This is a genomic window from Wolbachia endosymbiont of Litomosoides brasiliensis (assembly GCF_013366805.1).
In the GTDB taxonomy this organism is placed as follows: Bacteria; Pseudomonadota; Alphaproteobacteria; order Rickettsiales; family Anaplasmataceae; genus Wolbachia.
The window spans coordinates 21,134-37,680 of sequence record NZ_WQMO01000011.1 but is presented as its reverse complement, the minus strand read 5'-3'; the positions used below and the strand labels follow the sequence as shown (position 1 = coordinate 37,680).

Sequence of the window (16,547 nt, the reverse complement as noted above, 5' to 3'; positions counted from 1 at the left end):
TTTTATCTCTACAGTGTGGTTAACCTAGAAATAGAGGGAGTTTTAGCTTATTTATACCGAATGTCAACACTGATTATATGAATATATTTCTTGGACAAACGTTGCAATATTTAAGAACACGAGAAGCCTTTCTTGTCATGAATTGTACTAGTTAGCATAAGTTAAAAATTTAAAGATACCTAAAAATATCAAGATTATACACCTACTATCGCTCTCACCAGAGCTCAATCCTATTGAGAGACTTTGGTTGTATATAAAACAGAACGCTTTGTGCAATAAAGTCCATAATACAATTGCTTTGCTTAAGAGTATTTTGTGCAAATTTATTACTTCTCTTATTACTTCACAATAAAACAACTCTACAATGTCACTTATTTGACCTATTAACAGTGAAAGCTGGTATAAAGGAGTTGGCAAGGTTTGTCAAGTAGTTTTTCATGAACTATTTAAACTTTAGTTCATCAAATTGTAATGTCTGTACAATTGTGTGCCACAACCAAAGCTTTCCTCCTAGTTTAAAGATGTTGCCAATCAGTATATGTATAATGTAATGTTAGTTAATATTTATAAATGAAGAGATTTCATGGAAAGTAACTACAATGCTGATGCAATAAAAGTCTTAAGAGGTCTCGATGCTGTAAGGAAGCGTCCAGGCATGTATATTGGGGATACTGATGATGGGTCTGGTCTGCATCATATGGTGTATGAGGTTGTTGATAATGCAATAGATGAATCTTTGGCCGGGTATTGTGACAAAATTGAAGTCAGCATAAATGAAGATGGCTCAGTATCTGTAATTGATAATGGTCGTGGCATTCCAACTGATATTCACGAAGAAGAAGGAATATCAGCAGCAGAGGTAATAATGACCCAACTGCATGCGGGTGGTAAATTTGATAGCAATACCTATAAAGTTTCTGGTGGATTACATGGTGTTGGAATCTCAGTTGTAAATGCATTATCAAGCTGGCTGGAGTTAACTATTTGGCGTAATAAAAAAGAGCACTTTATGCGCTTTGAAGATGGTAAGTCTATTGAACCTTTGAAGATAGTGAATGAGAACACGAATAAAAGAGGGACTAAAGTAACATTCATGCCGTCAACGGAGACTTTTGGTAGTATTGATTTTAGTTATTCTACTCTTGGAAATCGTATCAGAGAATTAGCTTTTTTAAATTCAAATATCAACATCACTTTGCGAGACTTGCGTAACAAACCGTATACAGAGTCTTGCTTTAACGATAGTAAACAATCTAAGGATAATTTTGGCACAGCAAATTTCGTACGGTACTTAGACAAGAATAAAACGCATGTCACCAAAATTGTCAGCATGAGAGGTGATATAAAGGATCTTGGTATCAGTATAGAAATATCAATGGAGTGGAATGACTCCTACTACGAGCATATGTTATGCTTTACAAATAATATAAGACAACGGGATGGTGGTACACATTTAGCAGGATTTAGGTCCGCGTTAACAAGATGTATCAATAACTATGCGACTGATGAGGGATTTTTAAAGAAAGCAAAAGTTAGCTTGACTGGAGAAGATGTTAGGGAGGGTTTAACTTGTGTTTTGTCTCTTAAGATGCCTGATCCCAAGTTCTCTTCGCAGACAAAAGACAAATTAGTCAGTTCTGAAGCGCGCACAGTTGTAGAGAGTATAGTTTCTGATAAGTTGAGTACAATACTTGAGACTGATCCAAAGTTGGCGGCAAGTATAGTAGAAAGAGTAATCAGGTCAGCTAAAGGAAGAGAAGCTGCAAGAAAAGCACGGGAGCTAGTTAAAAATAAAAGCAGTATTGATATTTCTACTCTACCTGGAAAGCTTGCTGATTGTCAGGAGAAAGTTCCTGAGTTGTCGGAATTATTTATAGTAGAGGGTAATTCTGCAGGTGGTACTGCGAAGCAGGGGCGTAACCGTAAAACGCAAGCAGTACTTGCCTTAAGGGGGAAAATTCTAAACGTGGAACGTGTAAGTTTAGATCGTATTTTTTCATCTGCGGAAATAGGTTCTTTAATCACTGCAATTGGGGCGGGAATAGGAGGTGAACACTTTGATATTGAGAAAACTAGATATCACAAAATCATCATTATGACAGATGCAGACGTTGATGGTTCACATATAAGAACTTTGATTCTAACTTTCTTTTTCCGGTATATGCGTGAGGTGATTGAAAGGGGGTATTTATACATAGCGCAGCCACCTCTTTATAAAGTTACAAAAAATGCTCAAGATACTTATATTAAAGATGATGAGACTTTTGAGGAGTATATAATAAACTTGGCGATTAAAAGGTTAACGTTAAGCAGTACAGACAAAGATTTGCGCTTTATCTTGAGTAAATGTCTTAATATTTCAAATATTAGCAAAAATTATGCTAGGGAAATACCACAAAATCTATTGGAGTCGCTACTAGTTTTAAGTAAAAAGAATGCTCTATCATCTGCTAGTGAGATATTGAAATATTTAAAGTTAATGTATAGTGAATATACTTGGGAGGTAGAGATAAAAGATAAAGAAAGAGAAGTTCACATTTCTAAATTATTTCAAGGATTAGCAGACAAATATGTATTTCCACTTAACATGCTTGATAGCAAAGAAATACGAAATATATTAAGCTTTCTTGATGATGTAATTGACTTATTTAATGGTGATTCGTTTTTGAAGTCGCAAGAAACTGAAATAAAAGTAAAGTCTCCTAGTGCACTTGCAAAAATAGTGATGGATTATGGTAAAAAAGGTTTAACTTTACAGAGATTTAAAGGTCTTGGTGAAATGAATGCCGATCAGCTATGGGATACTACGCTCAACCCAGAAACCAGGACTTTATTAAGAGTTGAAATAAAAGATTGCGAAGAGGCTGATTCTATATTCTCAGTGCTGATGGGTGATATAGTTGAACCACGCCGTAATTTTATCAATAATAATGCACTCAATGTACATGATGTTGATATTTAAGTTTAAGCTTGCTAAAAGCAAGCAGCCTGTAGCTTAATGTTTAGGTTTCAACGCCGTGTGTAACTGTACAAACATTTTGATTTGATAAACCGGTAATTCAAGTAGCTTATAGAAATGTAAAAAATTACTTGACACACTTTGCCAGCTCTCTTAGCATTAATTTTTGTTGTTAATGGATTAAGCAAGTGATATTGCGGGGTTATTTAATTGCAGAGTGAGAAAAAGAGGCAATAAATTTGCACAAAGCGCTTTCAAGCAAAGCAATTGTATTATAAACTTTATTGCGCAAAATGTTCTGTTTTATATACAACCAAAGTCTCTCAATGGGGGGTTGAGTTCTGGCAAGTACGGTGGTAGGTAATAATCTCAGTATTTTTAAGTACCTTTAAATTTTTTGGCTTATGCTAACTGGTACAATCAATGACAAGAAGGGCTTATCATGTTCTTAAATATTGTGATATTTGTTCAAGAAATATGTTCATACAATCAGTGTTGACATTCGATGCAAATAAGCTAGAAAACCCTCTTCATTTTTAGGATTAACTGCACTGTGGAAATAAAAATTTTGTCTACCTAATTTTACTTTACCCTATGTTCTAACGCCCTTTTTAAACACCCGCATCCAACTTTCGAATGTGTGCTAAACTGCGATTCATCAAAGATGAATAACTCTTGTTCAGGCTGCTTACCAATAGTCTCATTAAGTTTTTTTAAAACTCTTCCTGTCCATCTTTATCTTATTCATTATGATTGGTCTTGGCGTAATAAATATATGAAAACTTCATTTTTTGTATATTACAGTATGCTGCAGGTTTACTGATATTTAAGCCAAATTTTCCCTAGATTCCTCATTTCTTTAAATGGTAATGGGTTTTCTTATATCTATACTTCAACTTGTTCAAATTAACTCTAATTCAATCTAGTTTTCCACGACGTTGATGGGAAGTAGACGATTTTTCTTCTCTTCCAAATCTTAGTGCTTTATTCATGTAGTCAATGCTGTTCTTAAAATGCAACATTTTTGCTGCAGCTGTTATACTGTGTTTTTTTGCTGTAATTACAGCGTTTAGTTCTTTTGCATATATGTTATTTTGCACTTTCTTTAGTGTTTCTTTTGCTGATTCTACGACTTTTTCATCCAATAAGTTTGATTTTAATGCCATTTAAACCTCATTATTTTACCATACAGTGTGCTCCTTTTCTATTATTGCCTATTCGTTCTTTGTATGGCGAGAATTGGTATAATTGCTTGCATGATACAACTACTGCCTATAAATCACAATATTCGTAAAGGTTTGTGCTGGAAAATAGTTTAGGGCGTGTTAATCGTAAATCTATTTCGATAAGCCTAAATGTTCTAGATGTGCTAATCATTTCTCACTATAAATGTATAGATCTTTTGCCTTATTATTGTTATAATTAATATCTTGTTGAAAATTTAGATATTAATGAATGAATTGAGGAAGCTAAGTATTGCTCAGATGCATAATGGGCTTAAACAAAGAGATTTTTCTGCTGTTGAACTTGTTGAAGTACATATCAACGCAGTAGAAAATGAGAAATTAAATGCATTCATAACGAAAACTCCGGAAATAGCAATAAAAGCTGCAAAAACTACAGATGAGCATTTTTCCCAACAAAAAAGTGGTATAATCTCACCGCTCATGGGTATACCAGTTGGTATTAAAGATTTGTTCTGTACGAAAGGAGTAAAGACGACGGCATGTTCAAAAATGCTGGAAAATTTCATTCCAACTTACGAATCCACGGTATCTGACTTGCTTTTAAAAAGTGGAGCAGCCATGCTTGGTAAACTTAACATGGATGAATTTGCTATGGGCTCTGCAAACACAAATAGCTATTTTGGTCCTGTTGAAAATGTGTGGGCTAGGAAAAGTGATGGGGAAAAGGTTGTACCTGGTGGATCATCTGGTGGGCCCGCAGCATCAGTCGCTGGATTCTTATGTGCTGGAGCACTCGGAAGTGATACTGGTGGATCTGTACGTCAACCAGCAGCTTATTGTGGAGTAGTTGGAGCAAAACCAACTTATGGGAGATGCTCGCGTTTTGGCATGATTGCGTTTGCAAGTTCTCTAGACCAAGCGGGTGTCATTACTCGTTCCGTTTCTGATTCAGCGCTAATGTTAGAAACGATTTGTGGTTATGATAACAAAGATTCAACATCGAGTAAAAGACCAGTACCTAGATTTTCTAATTTTATGAATGGTAATATCAAAGGTAAGCGCATTGGTATACCAAAGGAATATAGGATGGATGGAATTTCAGAAGAAATCATCTATCATTGGGAAAAAGTTTCTTCTGATTTAAAAGAAAGTGGTGTTGAAGTTGTTGATATTACCTTACCTCATACTAAATATGCAATACCAGTGTATTATTTAATTTGCTCTGCTGAAGCTTCATCTAATCTTGCTCGTTATGATGGTGTGCGCTATGGACTTAGGGTTGATGCTGACATCCTTGAAGAAATGTATTCACTAACGAGAGCTGAAGGTTTTGGAAAAGAGGTAAAAAGAAGAATCTTAATTGGCGCTTATGCGCTCTCTTCTAGTCACTACAACGAATACTATGAGAAAGCACAGTGTATTAGGGCATTAATTAGAAATGATTTTATAAAAGCGTTTGAAAAAGTAGATTATATACTTGTTCCATCTGCTCCAACAGAAGCTTTTGGCTTGAATGAAAAGCCAGACCCGCTAATTATGTGTATTAATGATGTCTTTACCGTGCCAATAAGTTTAGCTGGTCTACCTGCTATCTCTGTTCCTGTTGGGCTTTCTAATGAAGGTTTACCACTTGCTTTACAAGTAATCGGAAACTATTATGATGAAGCTGGAATGTTAAATGTGGCAAGTGTGATAGAGCAAAATTGTGGTAGGGTAATTGAATTGAATAGCTAGTTTAGCATAAAACTTCTCAACAAATAGCAAGTGTTCTAATACTAGACCGCTTAAGTTTCTAATCTTAAAGAGGAACAAGTTTAGCAAAAAATAGTGATATTATTAGTGGAGCATAGAATAATCCTATCGTAATACTAATTAGCAGTAATAAAGTAGCTTTATCTGGTTGAAAGTTTAGAATATTAGCTAGCATTATGCTGGACCCAGAAGCTGGAATGACGGCCAGCAACATTAATGCTTTATATATATTTTCATCGTATATACCTGTGAAATGTTTATCTAGAAGGACAATTCCTAAGACAAACAATGGCCAGAGTATGTACTTTGTTGTAATAGTGATTAAAGCAAGCTTCCAATCTACTTTAAAGCTTGTAATTTTTGCAATGCTCACTCCAAGTAGCATCATTCCCAGTGTAGCAAATGTACCTCTAACATTTACCATGACATCCATTAAAAAGTTAGGCACTTGCATACCGGATATACTTAAAAAAAAGCCTAGGATCATTGCATAGGACGAAGGAATTCTAAACAACTTTAGCATACACTCTTTTGCAGTATAAATACCATTTGCAGCTATGTAGAATCCTAAACTATTTTCAAATAATGCCATTCCTATATAACAGACAACGTATACAGATACTGAATCCTCATCAAATAAAGCCATGGCAATTGGTAGGCCAAAATAACCCATACTTGTGCTGCCTGAGCTAAATGCCAATATGTTTCTCGTATTGTCCTTAAATAAAAAGGAGGAAAAGTAATACACTGATAAGGACATGGTACTACCTATAAACCATGTTAAAATCGGTAGAGAGATTACCTGAAAGTTGACCTCTATATTAGATACGCCATATAAGGTCACTATTGGATTGGCTATATAAAAGAGTATTTGAGATATGGTATTTCTGTCAATCTTGAGATATTTTCCTGCCAAATAGCCAATAAGTATTGTAATATAAATAGGTAATATTTTGAAAAAAAGAGTGAAGAACATATTAGCCTAAGTTGCAATCCTTCTGATACTTCTGACCGGTAAAGTGACATTAGATCTTAAGATATTGTAAAAGTAAATAAAATTTATCTTCTAGGTTAACCAATTTATAGTTAATTAAAAGAGATTCACTCAGTGCTAGAATTTGCTTTTGCACAAGACTTAAGGATGATATTTTTGTGGTGAAATTATGTTAAGTTTTTATAAAGCTTCTTGCATATTTTTTAATAATGATAGATTTGCTAGAAATCAAAGCTTTGTAGCAGGTTACACATTGAACTTTTGCATTGCTATTCAGGTTGCTGGCACTAAAATGATTATAGCAGTTGGCATTTTACAAAGTGTTTTGAAAGCGGAGTAACATTTACAAATAAAATTTTACATTACCACTTTGTTAATTTATGTATTATAATAAAATCATTTATCAGACAAACAAAGTTAGAAAAAATTGAAGGAACTGAGAAAAAACCGGGTAGTAAAAACAGGAAGATTTTTATCTTCGTTGTTTTTCTTGCTGCTGATTGCACTATCAATACGTAGTTTTTTATTTGAGCCATTTCATATACCTTCCGGTTCAATGAAAAGTACTCTGCTTGAGGGGGATTACATTTTTACTAGTAAATATTCGTATGGCTATAGTAAGTACTCCTTTCCGTTTTCTCCAAACATCTTTAGTGGCAGGATTTTTTATACTCCTCCAAAACGTGGTGATATAATAGTTTTTAAGCCTATACGAAACAATAGTATCAGATTTGTTAAGCGAGTAATAGGAATACCAGGCGACAAGGTGCAAGTGATAGAGGGAGAATTATATTTAAATGATCAAAAAGTGGAACGAAAACAAATTGAAAGTTTTTTTGATTATGAGTCAAGCCATAGCATACCAAGATATATAGAAACGCTTCCTAGTGGCAAGGAACATGAGATTTTGGTAGATAACGTTTCTAATAAGCTGTCATATGATACTCCGGTTTATTATGTACCTAACAATCGATTTTTTGTTATGGGGGATAATAGAAATAATTCTTTGGATAGCAGGTTTCCTGAAGTTGGTTTTGTACCAATGGAAAACATAATTGGGCGTGTGATCATAGTTGGCTTATCGTTTAAATTAGGAAAGGTCGATTGGTTGCCTTTTAACTTCAGAATACCTACTGCCCTAAGATTAGACAGGATATTGCACAAGGTTGCATAGTTCTACTTGTTTGTTGACTCATATAATTCTAAAAGGGAATTTTCCAGCTTAGTGATAGTATTGTTAATTTCATTCAAGTCATTTCCTTGTAAGGCATCTTTTGCGTTTTGTAACAGATTTTTCAGCTTTTTATCAGTGGAGAGATTATTATCACCTTCAACCAGATGTATGAGCTTATTTCCATTAATTTTAGCTTCTGCAAGGGAACAAGCTTTCATATCTTCATCAAAGTTATTTATTGACTGATTAACCATATCTTGAATATCAGCTTCACTTAAGCCAAAACTTGAATTTATTTCAACTATCTGCTCAATTCTAGTAGTTTTTTCTCTTGCGGTGACAGTTAATATTCCGTCAACATTAACTGTGAATTCTATTTCAACTCTTGCAGAACCTGCAGGCAGTTGTGGTATACCTTTTAGTTCAAACTGCGCTAGAGATTTGTTACCCTCTATAGTTTCACGTTCTCCCTGACAAACGTGGATTTTCATTGCTGTCTGTCCATCAATGTAAGTTGTAAACTCTCTTGTTTCTGAAACTGGTAGTGGTGTATTTCTTGGTATGATTTTTTCAACTATCCCTCCCATAGTTTCTATGCCAAGTGATAAAGGTAAAACATCCAGAAGAACGTTTCTATCTTTTGAGTTTGAAGTAAAATAATGAGCCTGCAAAGCTGCTCCAATAACAACTGCTTTATCCGGATCTACATCATTTAGCACTTTGTTACCAAAAAGTTTAACTAGTGAGCTTTGAACTAGTGGTACTCTAGTTGCACCTCCGACTAAAATTACTCCTTTTATATCGTCAATTTTAAGACCTATGTTACTTATAGTATGAGTGACTATATTGATAGTCTTATTAACTAATGAACTAATCGCCTGCTCAAATTCTTCTTTGGTAATTTCGCATTTAAACAATTCACCATTAATGTTAAACTCAAAAGTGCTAGAAATGTTTTTGCTTAGGTACTCCTTTATAGATCGTGATTTTGTAAGTAAATGCTTAGGAGAGCAGGGATCTTTATTTGCTTTCTTTCTATATTTATCCAATATAATCATACTTAGAAGGTAATCAAAGTCATCACCACCAAGTTTGGTATCACCGCTAACCGCAAGAACTTGAAATACTCCTTGATGTAATTTCAATATCGAAATATCAAATGTTCCACCACCAAGGTCGTAAACTGCATATATTCCACTGTTATTGTTCTTTGCAATAGAATAAGAAAGCGCTGCTGCGGTTGGCTCATTAATGAGGCGAAGAATTTCTATGCCAGCTAATTTTGCTGCATGTTTTGTTGCATTGCGTGCTGAATCATCAAAGTAAGCTGGAACAGTGGTCACCGCTTTTCTTACTTCCATCCCTGTGGACTTTTTTACTCTTTCACACAAAGCTTTTAATATCTCAGCAGAAATTTCAATAGGGGTGAGATATTTGTTTTCCGAGCATTTTACCCTAATAACTTTTTCACTTTCATTATCTATTTCAAGATTGATACCTTCTTTGCTCAAGTCTTCAACACTTTTGCCCATTAGGCGTTTTATGGAGCAGACAGCGTTTTGGCCAACATCGTAGCCGATTTTCAATGTGTTATTTTCATATGAAATAACAGAGGGCAATAGCTCTCTTCCCTGCTCATCTTCAAATATCTCCACATCGCCAGCTTTATTTACTACGGCAATTAGAGAATTGGTAGTGCCAAGATCTATACCAAAAACTACTTCATTTAAATTTGGTTCAGAAATTTGAATTGGTCGCATTTTTTACCTCTTCAAATGACTTATATAAGTATTTCAATCTCAAAACTTGCATCGCAGCTTCATCAAAATTTTTTACGGCAAAATTATTAGTTAGGTTTTCAATGCAACCTTTTATTTTTTCATCAATTATATCACTTGCAAATTTTAGGTTGTCGTAATTTAGTAAGTATTCTCTTATTTCTATTGATTCATTTAATATCTCAAGGTCATGTTGATCCTTTTGGCTTCTTACACCGAAAAGATTCAGCAAATGCTCTGCACGTTTTAGAGGTGACTTTAGCACCTGATAAGCTTTATTGATATTTCCCATGTTCTTGGACTGTCTTTCATTTATATCAATTTTGCTTAGCTCAATATATTTTTTCTCTAATTCATTAAGGCTGATATCGAAAGCTGGCTCAATTTTAAACAATGCAAAATAATTACTAGACATGAAAACTCTCCCCACAACCGCATTTTCCTTTCTCATTAGGATTTTTAAAAACAAAACCAGATGAGAATTTTTCCTCTACATAATCCATTTCAGAGCCGAGAATAAACATGACAGATTTTGGATCGATTAACACTTTAACTTTTTGACCATCACTGCAGTTCTCTTCAATTACTGACTCTAAAGGGCGTGTATCATACGCGTATTCAATATCGTATTTTAGACCAGAACATCCTTTTTGTTTAATTAAGACTCTTATTCCTATTGCTTCTTTTGATCTCCCAAGGTTAGTATGCTGTTTCCGATTCAATAGATATTTTATCCTCTCTACTGCATTTACAGTTATGGTAATAGGTTTTCTGTCTTTCTTTACAGCGTTTATTTCTTGATATCCACTCATAATTTCTTAGCTTTCATTTTTACTATGTTTACTTTGATAGTCATGAATAGCGGCTTTTATGGCGTCTTCAGCAAGTACCGAGCAGTGTATCTTCACTGGGGGCAAAGATAACTCCTCCACTATTTGGGTGTTCTTTATCTTTGTTACGTCTTCAATGGTTTTGCCTTTGATCATTTCTGTTAGCAAAGAGCTTGAAGCAATAGCGGAACCACAACCAAAAGTTTTAAATTTCGCATCTTCAATTACACCTTTGTCGTTGACCTTTATTTGCAATTTCATCACATCGCCACATGACGGTGCACCAACCAAACCAGTACCAACACTTGGATCGTTTTTGTCCAAAGAACCAACGTTCCTTGGGTTTTCATAATGGTCCAAAATTTTCTCATTATAACTCATAAGATTGCCTGTAAATCACCATACCTGTATTATAACATATTCAGGTTAGAAATTAAAGTAAAAACACTCGTTTCATGTGCATTTTACTTTAAGAATGCACGTAAAACGTTGTATTTAACTTTACAAGTACATGTAATGTATGTCATTCTTTATATTATCATTTTAAAAGGAGTGTTCCCTTGAGTTTGTTTAGTAGCCTTTGCAAAGGTTTGTTAAAAACTTCTTCTCGCTTTAGCAATGGAGTAAAAAGCATTTTTTCTGCCAAAAGAAAGTTAGATCAATCTCTTTTAGATGAATTAGAGGAACTGCTCATTAGCATGGATATTGGTTATAAAACTTCCAAGTTGATTGTTGGTAGGCTCGCAAGCATTAAATTTGACAGGGAAGTTGAGCATAATATTATCACACAGCAACTAGTGGATGAGATAGAAGTAATATTAAACCCTGTTGTGCAACCGCTAGTTTTAGATAAAAAGCCGCATATAATAATGATATGCGGAGTGAATGGTAATGGTAAAACCACAACTATAGGTAAGCTTGCTTATAAATATAAGGAGATGGAAAAATCTGTCATGCTCGTTGCGTGTGATACATTTAGGGCTGCTGCTAGTGAACAGTTAAATATCTGGGCAGAGCGTTCCGGTTGCTTTATTATTACTGGAGAGCATGGCAGTGATTCTGCAAGCGTGGCATATAGAGCTATAAGTCAAGCTATAAAAGATAGCATAGATGTTATTCTGATTGACACAGCAGGTAGGCTACAAAATAATGTGAATCTTATGGAGGAGTTATCGAAGATATATAGGACGATAAAGAAATTAGATGACACTGCTCCTCATGATGTTATTTTAATTCTTGATGCAACTACTGGTCAAAATGCTTATAGCCAATTAGAAGCATTTAGTAAAATGGTTGGTGTTACAGGGTTAATTATAACAAAGCTAGATGGTACTGCTAAGGGAGGAGTAGTGATTGGACTTGCAGAAGCTTATAAAGTAAAGTTACACGCTATAGGAATTGGTGAAAGTGTAGAGGACTTGAGGGAGTTCACTAGCAAAGAATTTGCTAAAGCGCTATTTAGCTGTGATTAAAGATCACCTTATAATTCCTTTTTGTAGCAAGCTTAATTATTTTGATATCGTGAGAAGAATAATTGCTATTTTGAGGCATAATTGCTTTTTTAAATTCTAATTTTTGTTTCTTTTAGCCTCAGGCCAGTGTATGAGATATGTTTAATCTCACCTAAAAGTACAACTTCACCCAAATTATTGAAGAGATTGACAGCGGTGAATTTACTATGCTTGAAATAAGAAAGGCAATAACGGCAAGATCAGTCGATGGTTCTTGTATTTTCAATCTTCCTGCAATGTTCAGATACGCTTCATTTTTTGTAGAGACGTTTTGCAACGGGCATTTATACTAATTCCACTATGTAAGGAACGGATAGATAATGATGAAAAAGAAGCCTTGCTGAAATAAGTAAAACAGTGAGGTTTGAATGACATTGAAATCAAAATTATTGGATAAAAAAGTCATAGAATCAGCAAAAGGAATGCTAAAGGAGGTGTGAAATAACGCATATGTTGCAAAAAAACTAAATGCTGTAATTGCGGCAAAAAGGCGCAGTACAACAGCAAAATATGTTTCACTTTAAGAACAGCACTAACTGTGTGATAAAGCACCTAAAACCTAAAATTTGAAGAGAAGAAAGATTGTTTGCCTCCCTTAATGTTGTGGAAGAACTGGATTGAATCAGGTCAATTTGAGCAAATTTATAGTATGGATATAAAAAAATTAGTATTACCATTAAGGAAATGAGAATAAGAATCCAGAAAAAACTTAGCTTAAATGTCAGCAAGTCTACAACAATACATCCTAATTTGTAGAAATGAAGTTTTTGTATATTGCGTCAAGACCAATTTGCAGGATATGAGGTAGACAGGAAGAATTTAAAAAAAACTTAATGAGACTGTTGATAGGTATTCTGAACAGGAGTTATTTATCTTTGGTGAATCGCGGTTTTAGCACACATTTAAAAGTTGGACACGGGTGGTTTAAAAAGGGCATTAGAGTACAGGTTGAAGTAGAACTAGTTAGATAAAATTTTTATTTCTACAGTGCAGTTAGTTCTAGAAATGAAGAGAGTTTTAGTTTATTTACACCTAATGTCAATACTAATTTTATGAATGTATTTCTTGAACAAATGTTACAATATTTAAGAACACGAGGAGCCTTTCTTGTCATGAATTGTGCTAGTTGGCATAAGCCGAAAAATTTAAAGGTACCTAAAGATATCAAGGTTGTACATCTACTACTATGCTTGCCAGAGTTCAATTCTATTGAGGGACTTTTGTTATACATAGGACAGAATATTTTGCGCGGTGAACTCTGTAGTGAATTGCCTTACTTAAGAGCGCTTTGTGCAAATTTATTAACCTCTCTTCGCTTTGCAATTAAATAACTCCGTAATGTCACTTATTTGCCCACTAATAATGGTATTGGTATTAGCCAAATAAACTTATGTATACTGGCTTAACAAATTAATCCACAAAGATCAAGTCGAAACTCTCAAAACAATGCTAAACTCAATTGCTATGGCAAGAACAGTTGATGTATTACTACCACTACCAATTGACCAATTATTTTCATATGCAGTTGAGGAAAGTACTGAAGTTTCAGTTGGGGATTACGTAGTGGTGCCACTTGGCAAAAAGCGCATTATCGGAATAGTTTGGAAGTGTGGTGACAAGAACGATCAAGAATTAAAATTTATTGAGCAAAAGATCAATCTACCAAATATTAGACTAAAATTGATTGTGTTTGCAGAGTGGGTCGCACAATACAATGTAATACCTCTTGGTATGCTTGCAAAAGTGATAATGGGAGGAGTGTTAAAAGTAAACCATCTGGATAAGTTATTTTATGTTGAACAAGAGCAGGAAATAAGTGAGATAAATTACCAATTGAGTTCTGAGCAACAGATAGCCAGCGATAAAATAGTAAGCAATTTGAATGAGTATTCAGTGACTTTGCTTGACGGTGAGACAGGATCTGGAAAAACGGAAGTTTATCTCTCTGTGATTGCACAATTGATTAAGAACTATAGTAGTGCGCCTGCCGTTTCAAATACTGCTCAGACTTTGTCATTTCAGTGCCCAGATACACAACTGTACAAGCATTGTGATTTGGTTCCACCAGGAGGGTATCATCCCAGCACTCTGGCGCTGGGGTTCAATTTTCCACACAATCCCATCAAGAATGTTCATTTTAACGCAAGACCGGCCGCTTCCACGCCTAATTTACAACCAAAATTTCTGGATTCTAGTGTTAACTACTTGCGTGATACCTTTGTATTTAAGGCAAAATGCACTATAACATTCAACACACTGTCTTTGTCAAGTACTGGGATGACACCAAGATATGGTGAAACGATATTAAACAAAAGTAATGTACAAATTTTAATTCTCCTGCCTGAAATTGTTTTAACTTCACAATTGGTGAATCGTATTCGTGGTCAGATATCAAGAAACTTAGCTGAATGGCACTCAGAACTTACTCCAAAAACTCGCCGGAATAATTGGCTCGGTATAGCAAATGGAAATGCACAGGTAATTATTGGTGCACGATCAGCACTTTTTTTGCCTTATAAAAACCTAAAATTGATTATCGTTGATGAAGAACATGATTTATCTTTTAAACAAGAACGGGGAATTACATATAATGCTCGAGATATGGCAATAGTCCTGGCCAAAATCGAAAACATTCCAATAATTTTATCTTCAGCAACTCCATTACTTGAAACTATTTATCATATTAAAAATGGGAATTACAACCATATAAAGCTCACTAAGCGATTCGGCGGCGCAGAATTGCCCCTCATTAAAGTAGTGGATATGAGGAACAACAAGCAATGGATTTCTGATGAGCTTTTTGAAGGTATAAAACAGACCATAGAGAAAAGACAGCAGGTTATGCTTTTTTTAAACCGCAGAGGGTATGCACAACTTGTAATTTGTAAAAAGTGTGGATATAAAATCCCATGCTTAAATTGCACTGTTTGGCTTGTATACCACAAGAAAAAAAATGCTCTTTTGTGTCATCATTGTTCTTATCAATTAAAACTTCCAGAAAAATGTTCTAATTGCCAAAGCGAGCAGTCATTATCTCCTTATGGCGTAGGAGTTGAAAGGTTACTTGAAGAAACAGTCAAATTAATACCAAATGCAAGAACTGCGATTATAAGCAGCGATCAGAAGTCGGTTCGTAACGTTATTGACCTAGTGTTGAAGGAAGAATTGAACATTATAATTGGCACGCAGATAATTGCTAAAGGGCATAACTTTCCTAAATTAACTTTGGTTGGTGTGATAAATGCAGATTTGAGTCTTGAAAATGCTGATCTGAGAGCAGCAGAAAAGACATATCAACTATTACATCAAGTTGCAGGAAGGTCTGGAAGGTTTAATGAAAAAGGAATGGTAATAGTGCAAACCAATAATCCTGAAAGTTCAGTAATAAAAGCATTGCAGCATCAAAAAAGGGACTCGTTTTATGAAATCGAACTTAAGTCGAGGTGCAAAGCTAAAATGCCACCATTTAGTAGATTAATCGCACTTATAATTTGTGGTAAGAATTGGATTACAACGCAAAAAGCAGCAAATGAAATAGCGAGCTTCTTGCATGATCAATGTTTAAGTAAAAAGCCTCCAGCCTCTTCTTCTTTGTTATTCCAGTACTTGACCATAGAGTCTAGAAAAAAAGAATTCGAGATTCTTGGTCCATCACCGGCAGCAATAAATTTCTTAAATAATAAGTATCGGTATAGGATATTGCTAAAAATATACAACAAACGCAGTCTATCCATACAAAAAAAGTTAAAATATTGGATTAAAAATTGTAACTTAGGTTCGAATATTACAGTAACAATAGATGTTGATCCTGTGAGTTTTTTTTAATGATTACTTGAGACCAGGCTATCTATAGCTAACCTAAACAAGATCTTCCTACATCATGCTGCGATCCATTTATGGTATTATAAGTGAAAGACTAGTACTAGTTCTCATTATTAGTGAGTCAAATAAGTGACATTGCAAAGTTGTTTAATTGCAAAGTAAAAAAGAGAGGTAATAAATTTATACAAAGCGCTCTTAAGTAAGGCAATTGCACTATGGGGGTTTACTACGTGAAATATTCTGTTCTATATGTAATCAAAGTCCCTCAATAAAATTGAACTCTGGTGAACCTAGTAGTAGGTATATAACCTCGGTATTTTTAGGCACCTCTTTAAATTTTTGACTTATGTCAACTAACATAATTCATGGTAAGAAAGGCTTCTCCTGTCCTTAAATATTGTAGCATTTGTTCGAGAAATATATTCATACAACCAGCGTTGACATCCAGTGCAAATAAGCTAGAACTCTCTTCATTCTAGGACTAGCTGCACTGTAGAAATAAAAATTTTATCTAACTAATTTTACTTTACCCTATGTTCT

11 protein-coding genes and 2 pseudogenes are annotated in these 16,547 nt (G+C 34.6%); 7 read left to right on the top strand and 6 right to left on the bottom strand.

The annotated features are described in order from the left end of the window. Window positions 1–583 precede the first annotated feature (583 nt). Window positions 584–2,962, top strand: a complete 2,379-nt coding sequence (gene gyrB / locus GO684_RS03330; RefSeq protein ID WP_175938896.1) for a DNA topoisomerase (ATP-hydrolyzing) subunit B — start codon at window positions 584–586, stop codon at window positions 2,960–2,962. A 199-nt stretch (window positions 2,963–3,161) separates the two neighbouring features. Here the strand turns inward: gyrB and GO684_RS03325 are convergent. After that, window positions 3,162–4,125: pseudogene (locus GO684_RS03325) on the bottom strand (IS630 family transposase). A 285-nt stretch (window positions 4,126–4,410) separates the two neighbouring features. On the opposite strand from GO684_RS03325, the gene gatA reads away from it, so the two are divergent. After that, window positions 4,411–5,880: an Asp-tRNA(Asn)/Glu-tRNA(Gln) amidotransferase subunit GatA gene (gene gatA / locus GO684_RS03320; protein ID WP_175938894.1), complete on the top strand. Its 1,470-nt coding sequence runs from the start codon at window positions 4,411–4,413 to the stop codon at window positions 5,878–5,880. A gap of 64 nt (window positions 5,881–5,944) precedes the next feature. Here the strand turns inward: gatA and GO684_RS03315 are convergent, their stop codons facing one another. Then, complete coding sequence (locus tag GO684_RS03315; protein WP_175938892.1) at window positions 5,945–6,874, bottom strand: AEC family transporter; 930 nt, start codon at window positions 6,872–6,874, stop codon at window positions 5,945–5,947. Window positions 6,875–7,061: 187 nt separating this feature from the next. On the opposite strand from GO684_RS03315, the gene GO684_RS03310 reads away from it, so the two are divergent. Continuing rightward, a complete protein-coding gene (locus GO684_RS03310) occupies window positions 7,062–7,232 on the top strand; it encodes a hypothetical protein (protein ID WP_175938890.1) in 171 nt (56 codons plus the stop codon). An 87-nt stretch (window positions 7,233–7,319) separates the two neighbouring features. Then, window positions 7,320–8,066 (top strand): signal peptidase I, encoded by a 747-nt coding sequence (lepB, locus tag GO684_RS03305; protein WP_175938888.1) that lies wholly within the window; start codon window positions 7,320–7,322, stop codon window positions 8,064–8,066. Window positions 8,067–8,068: 2 nt separating this feature from the next. On the opposite strand, the gene hscA is transcribed toward lepB, so the two are convergent. From hscA to iscU, 4 genes are read right to left on the bottom strand one after another with little or no spacing between them, the layout of a single operon-like run. Further along, a complete protein-coding gene (gene hscA, locus GO684_RS03300; protein ID WP_175938886.1) occupies window positions 8,069–9,826 on the bottom strand; it encodes a Fe-S protein assembly chaperone HscA in 1,758 nt (585 codons plus the stop codon). Continuing rightward, window positions 9,804–10,259 (bottom strand): iron-sulfur cluster co-chaperone HscB C-terminal domain-containing protein, encoded by a 456-nt coding sequence (locus GO684_RS03295; protein ID WP_175938884.1) that lies wholly within the window; start codon window positions 10,257–10,259, stop codon window positions 9,804–9,806. Before GO684_RS03295 ends, hscA begins: the two co-directional genes overlap by 23 nt. Beyond that, window positions 10,252–10,656, bottom strand: a complete 405-nt coding sequence (locus GO684_RS03290; protein WP_175938882.1) for a HesB/IscA family protein — start codon at window positions 10,654–10,656, stop codon at window positions 10,252–10,254. The genes GO684_RS03295 and GO684_RS03290 overlap by 8 nt, the downstream gene beginning before the upstream one ends. A gap of 6 nt (window positions 10,657–10,662) precedes the next feature. Further along, window positions 10,663–11,055, bottom strand: a complete 393-nt coding sequence (gene iscU / locus GO684_RS03285) for a Fe-S cluster assembly scaffold IscU (RefSeq protein WP_175938880.1) — start codon at window positions 11,053–11,055, stop codon at window positions 10,663–10,665. Between the two features lie 179 nt (window positions 11,056–11,234). On the opposite strand from iscU, the gene ftsY reads away from it, so the two are divergent. The 3 genes and pseudogenes from ftsY to priA all read left to right on the top strand — a co-directional run bounded on the left by ftsY (window position 11,235) and on the right by priA (window position 16,010). After that, entirely contained in the window at window positions 11,235–12,146 is a 912-nt protein-coding gene (gene ftsY / locus GO684_RS03280) for a signal recognition particle-docking protein FtsY (RefSeq protein WP_175938878.1), read from the top strand. Window positions 12,147–13,174: 1,028 nt separating this feature from the next. After that, window positions 13,175–13,516, top strand: a pseudogene (locus GO684_RS05805) (transposase); the annotation flags it as partial. Between the two features lie 115 nt (window positions 13,517–13,631). Continuing rightward, a complete protein-coding gene (gene priA, locus GO684_RS03270) occupies window positions 13,632–16,010 on the top strand; it encodes a replication restart helicase PriA (protein ID WP_246228213.1) in 2,379 nt (792 codons plus the stop codon). Window positions 16,011–16,547: the final 537 nt, after the last annotated feature.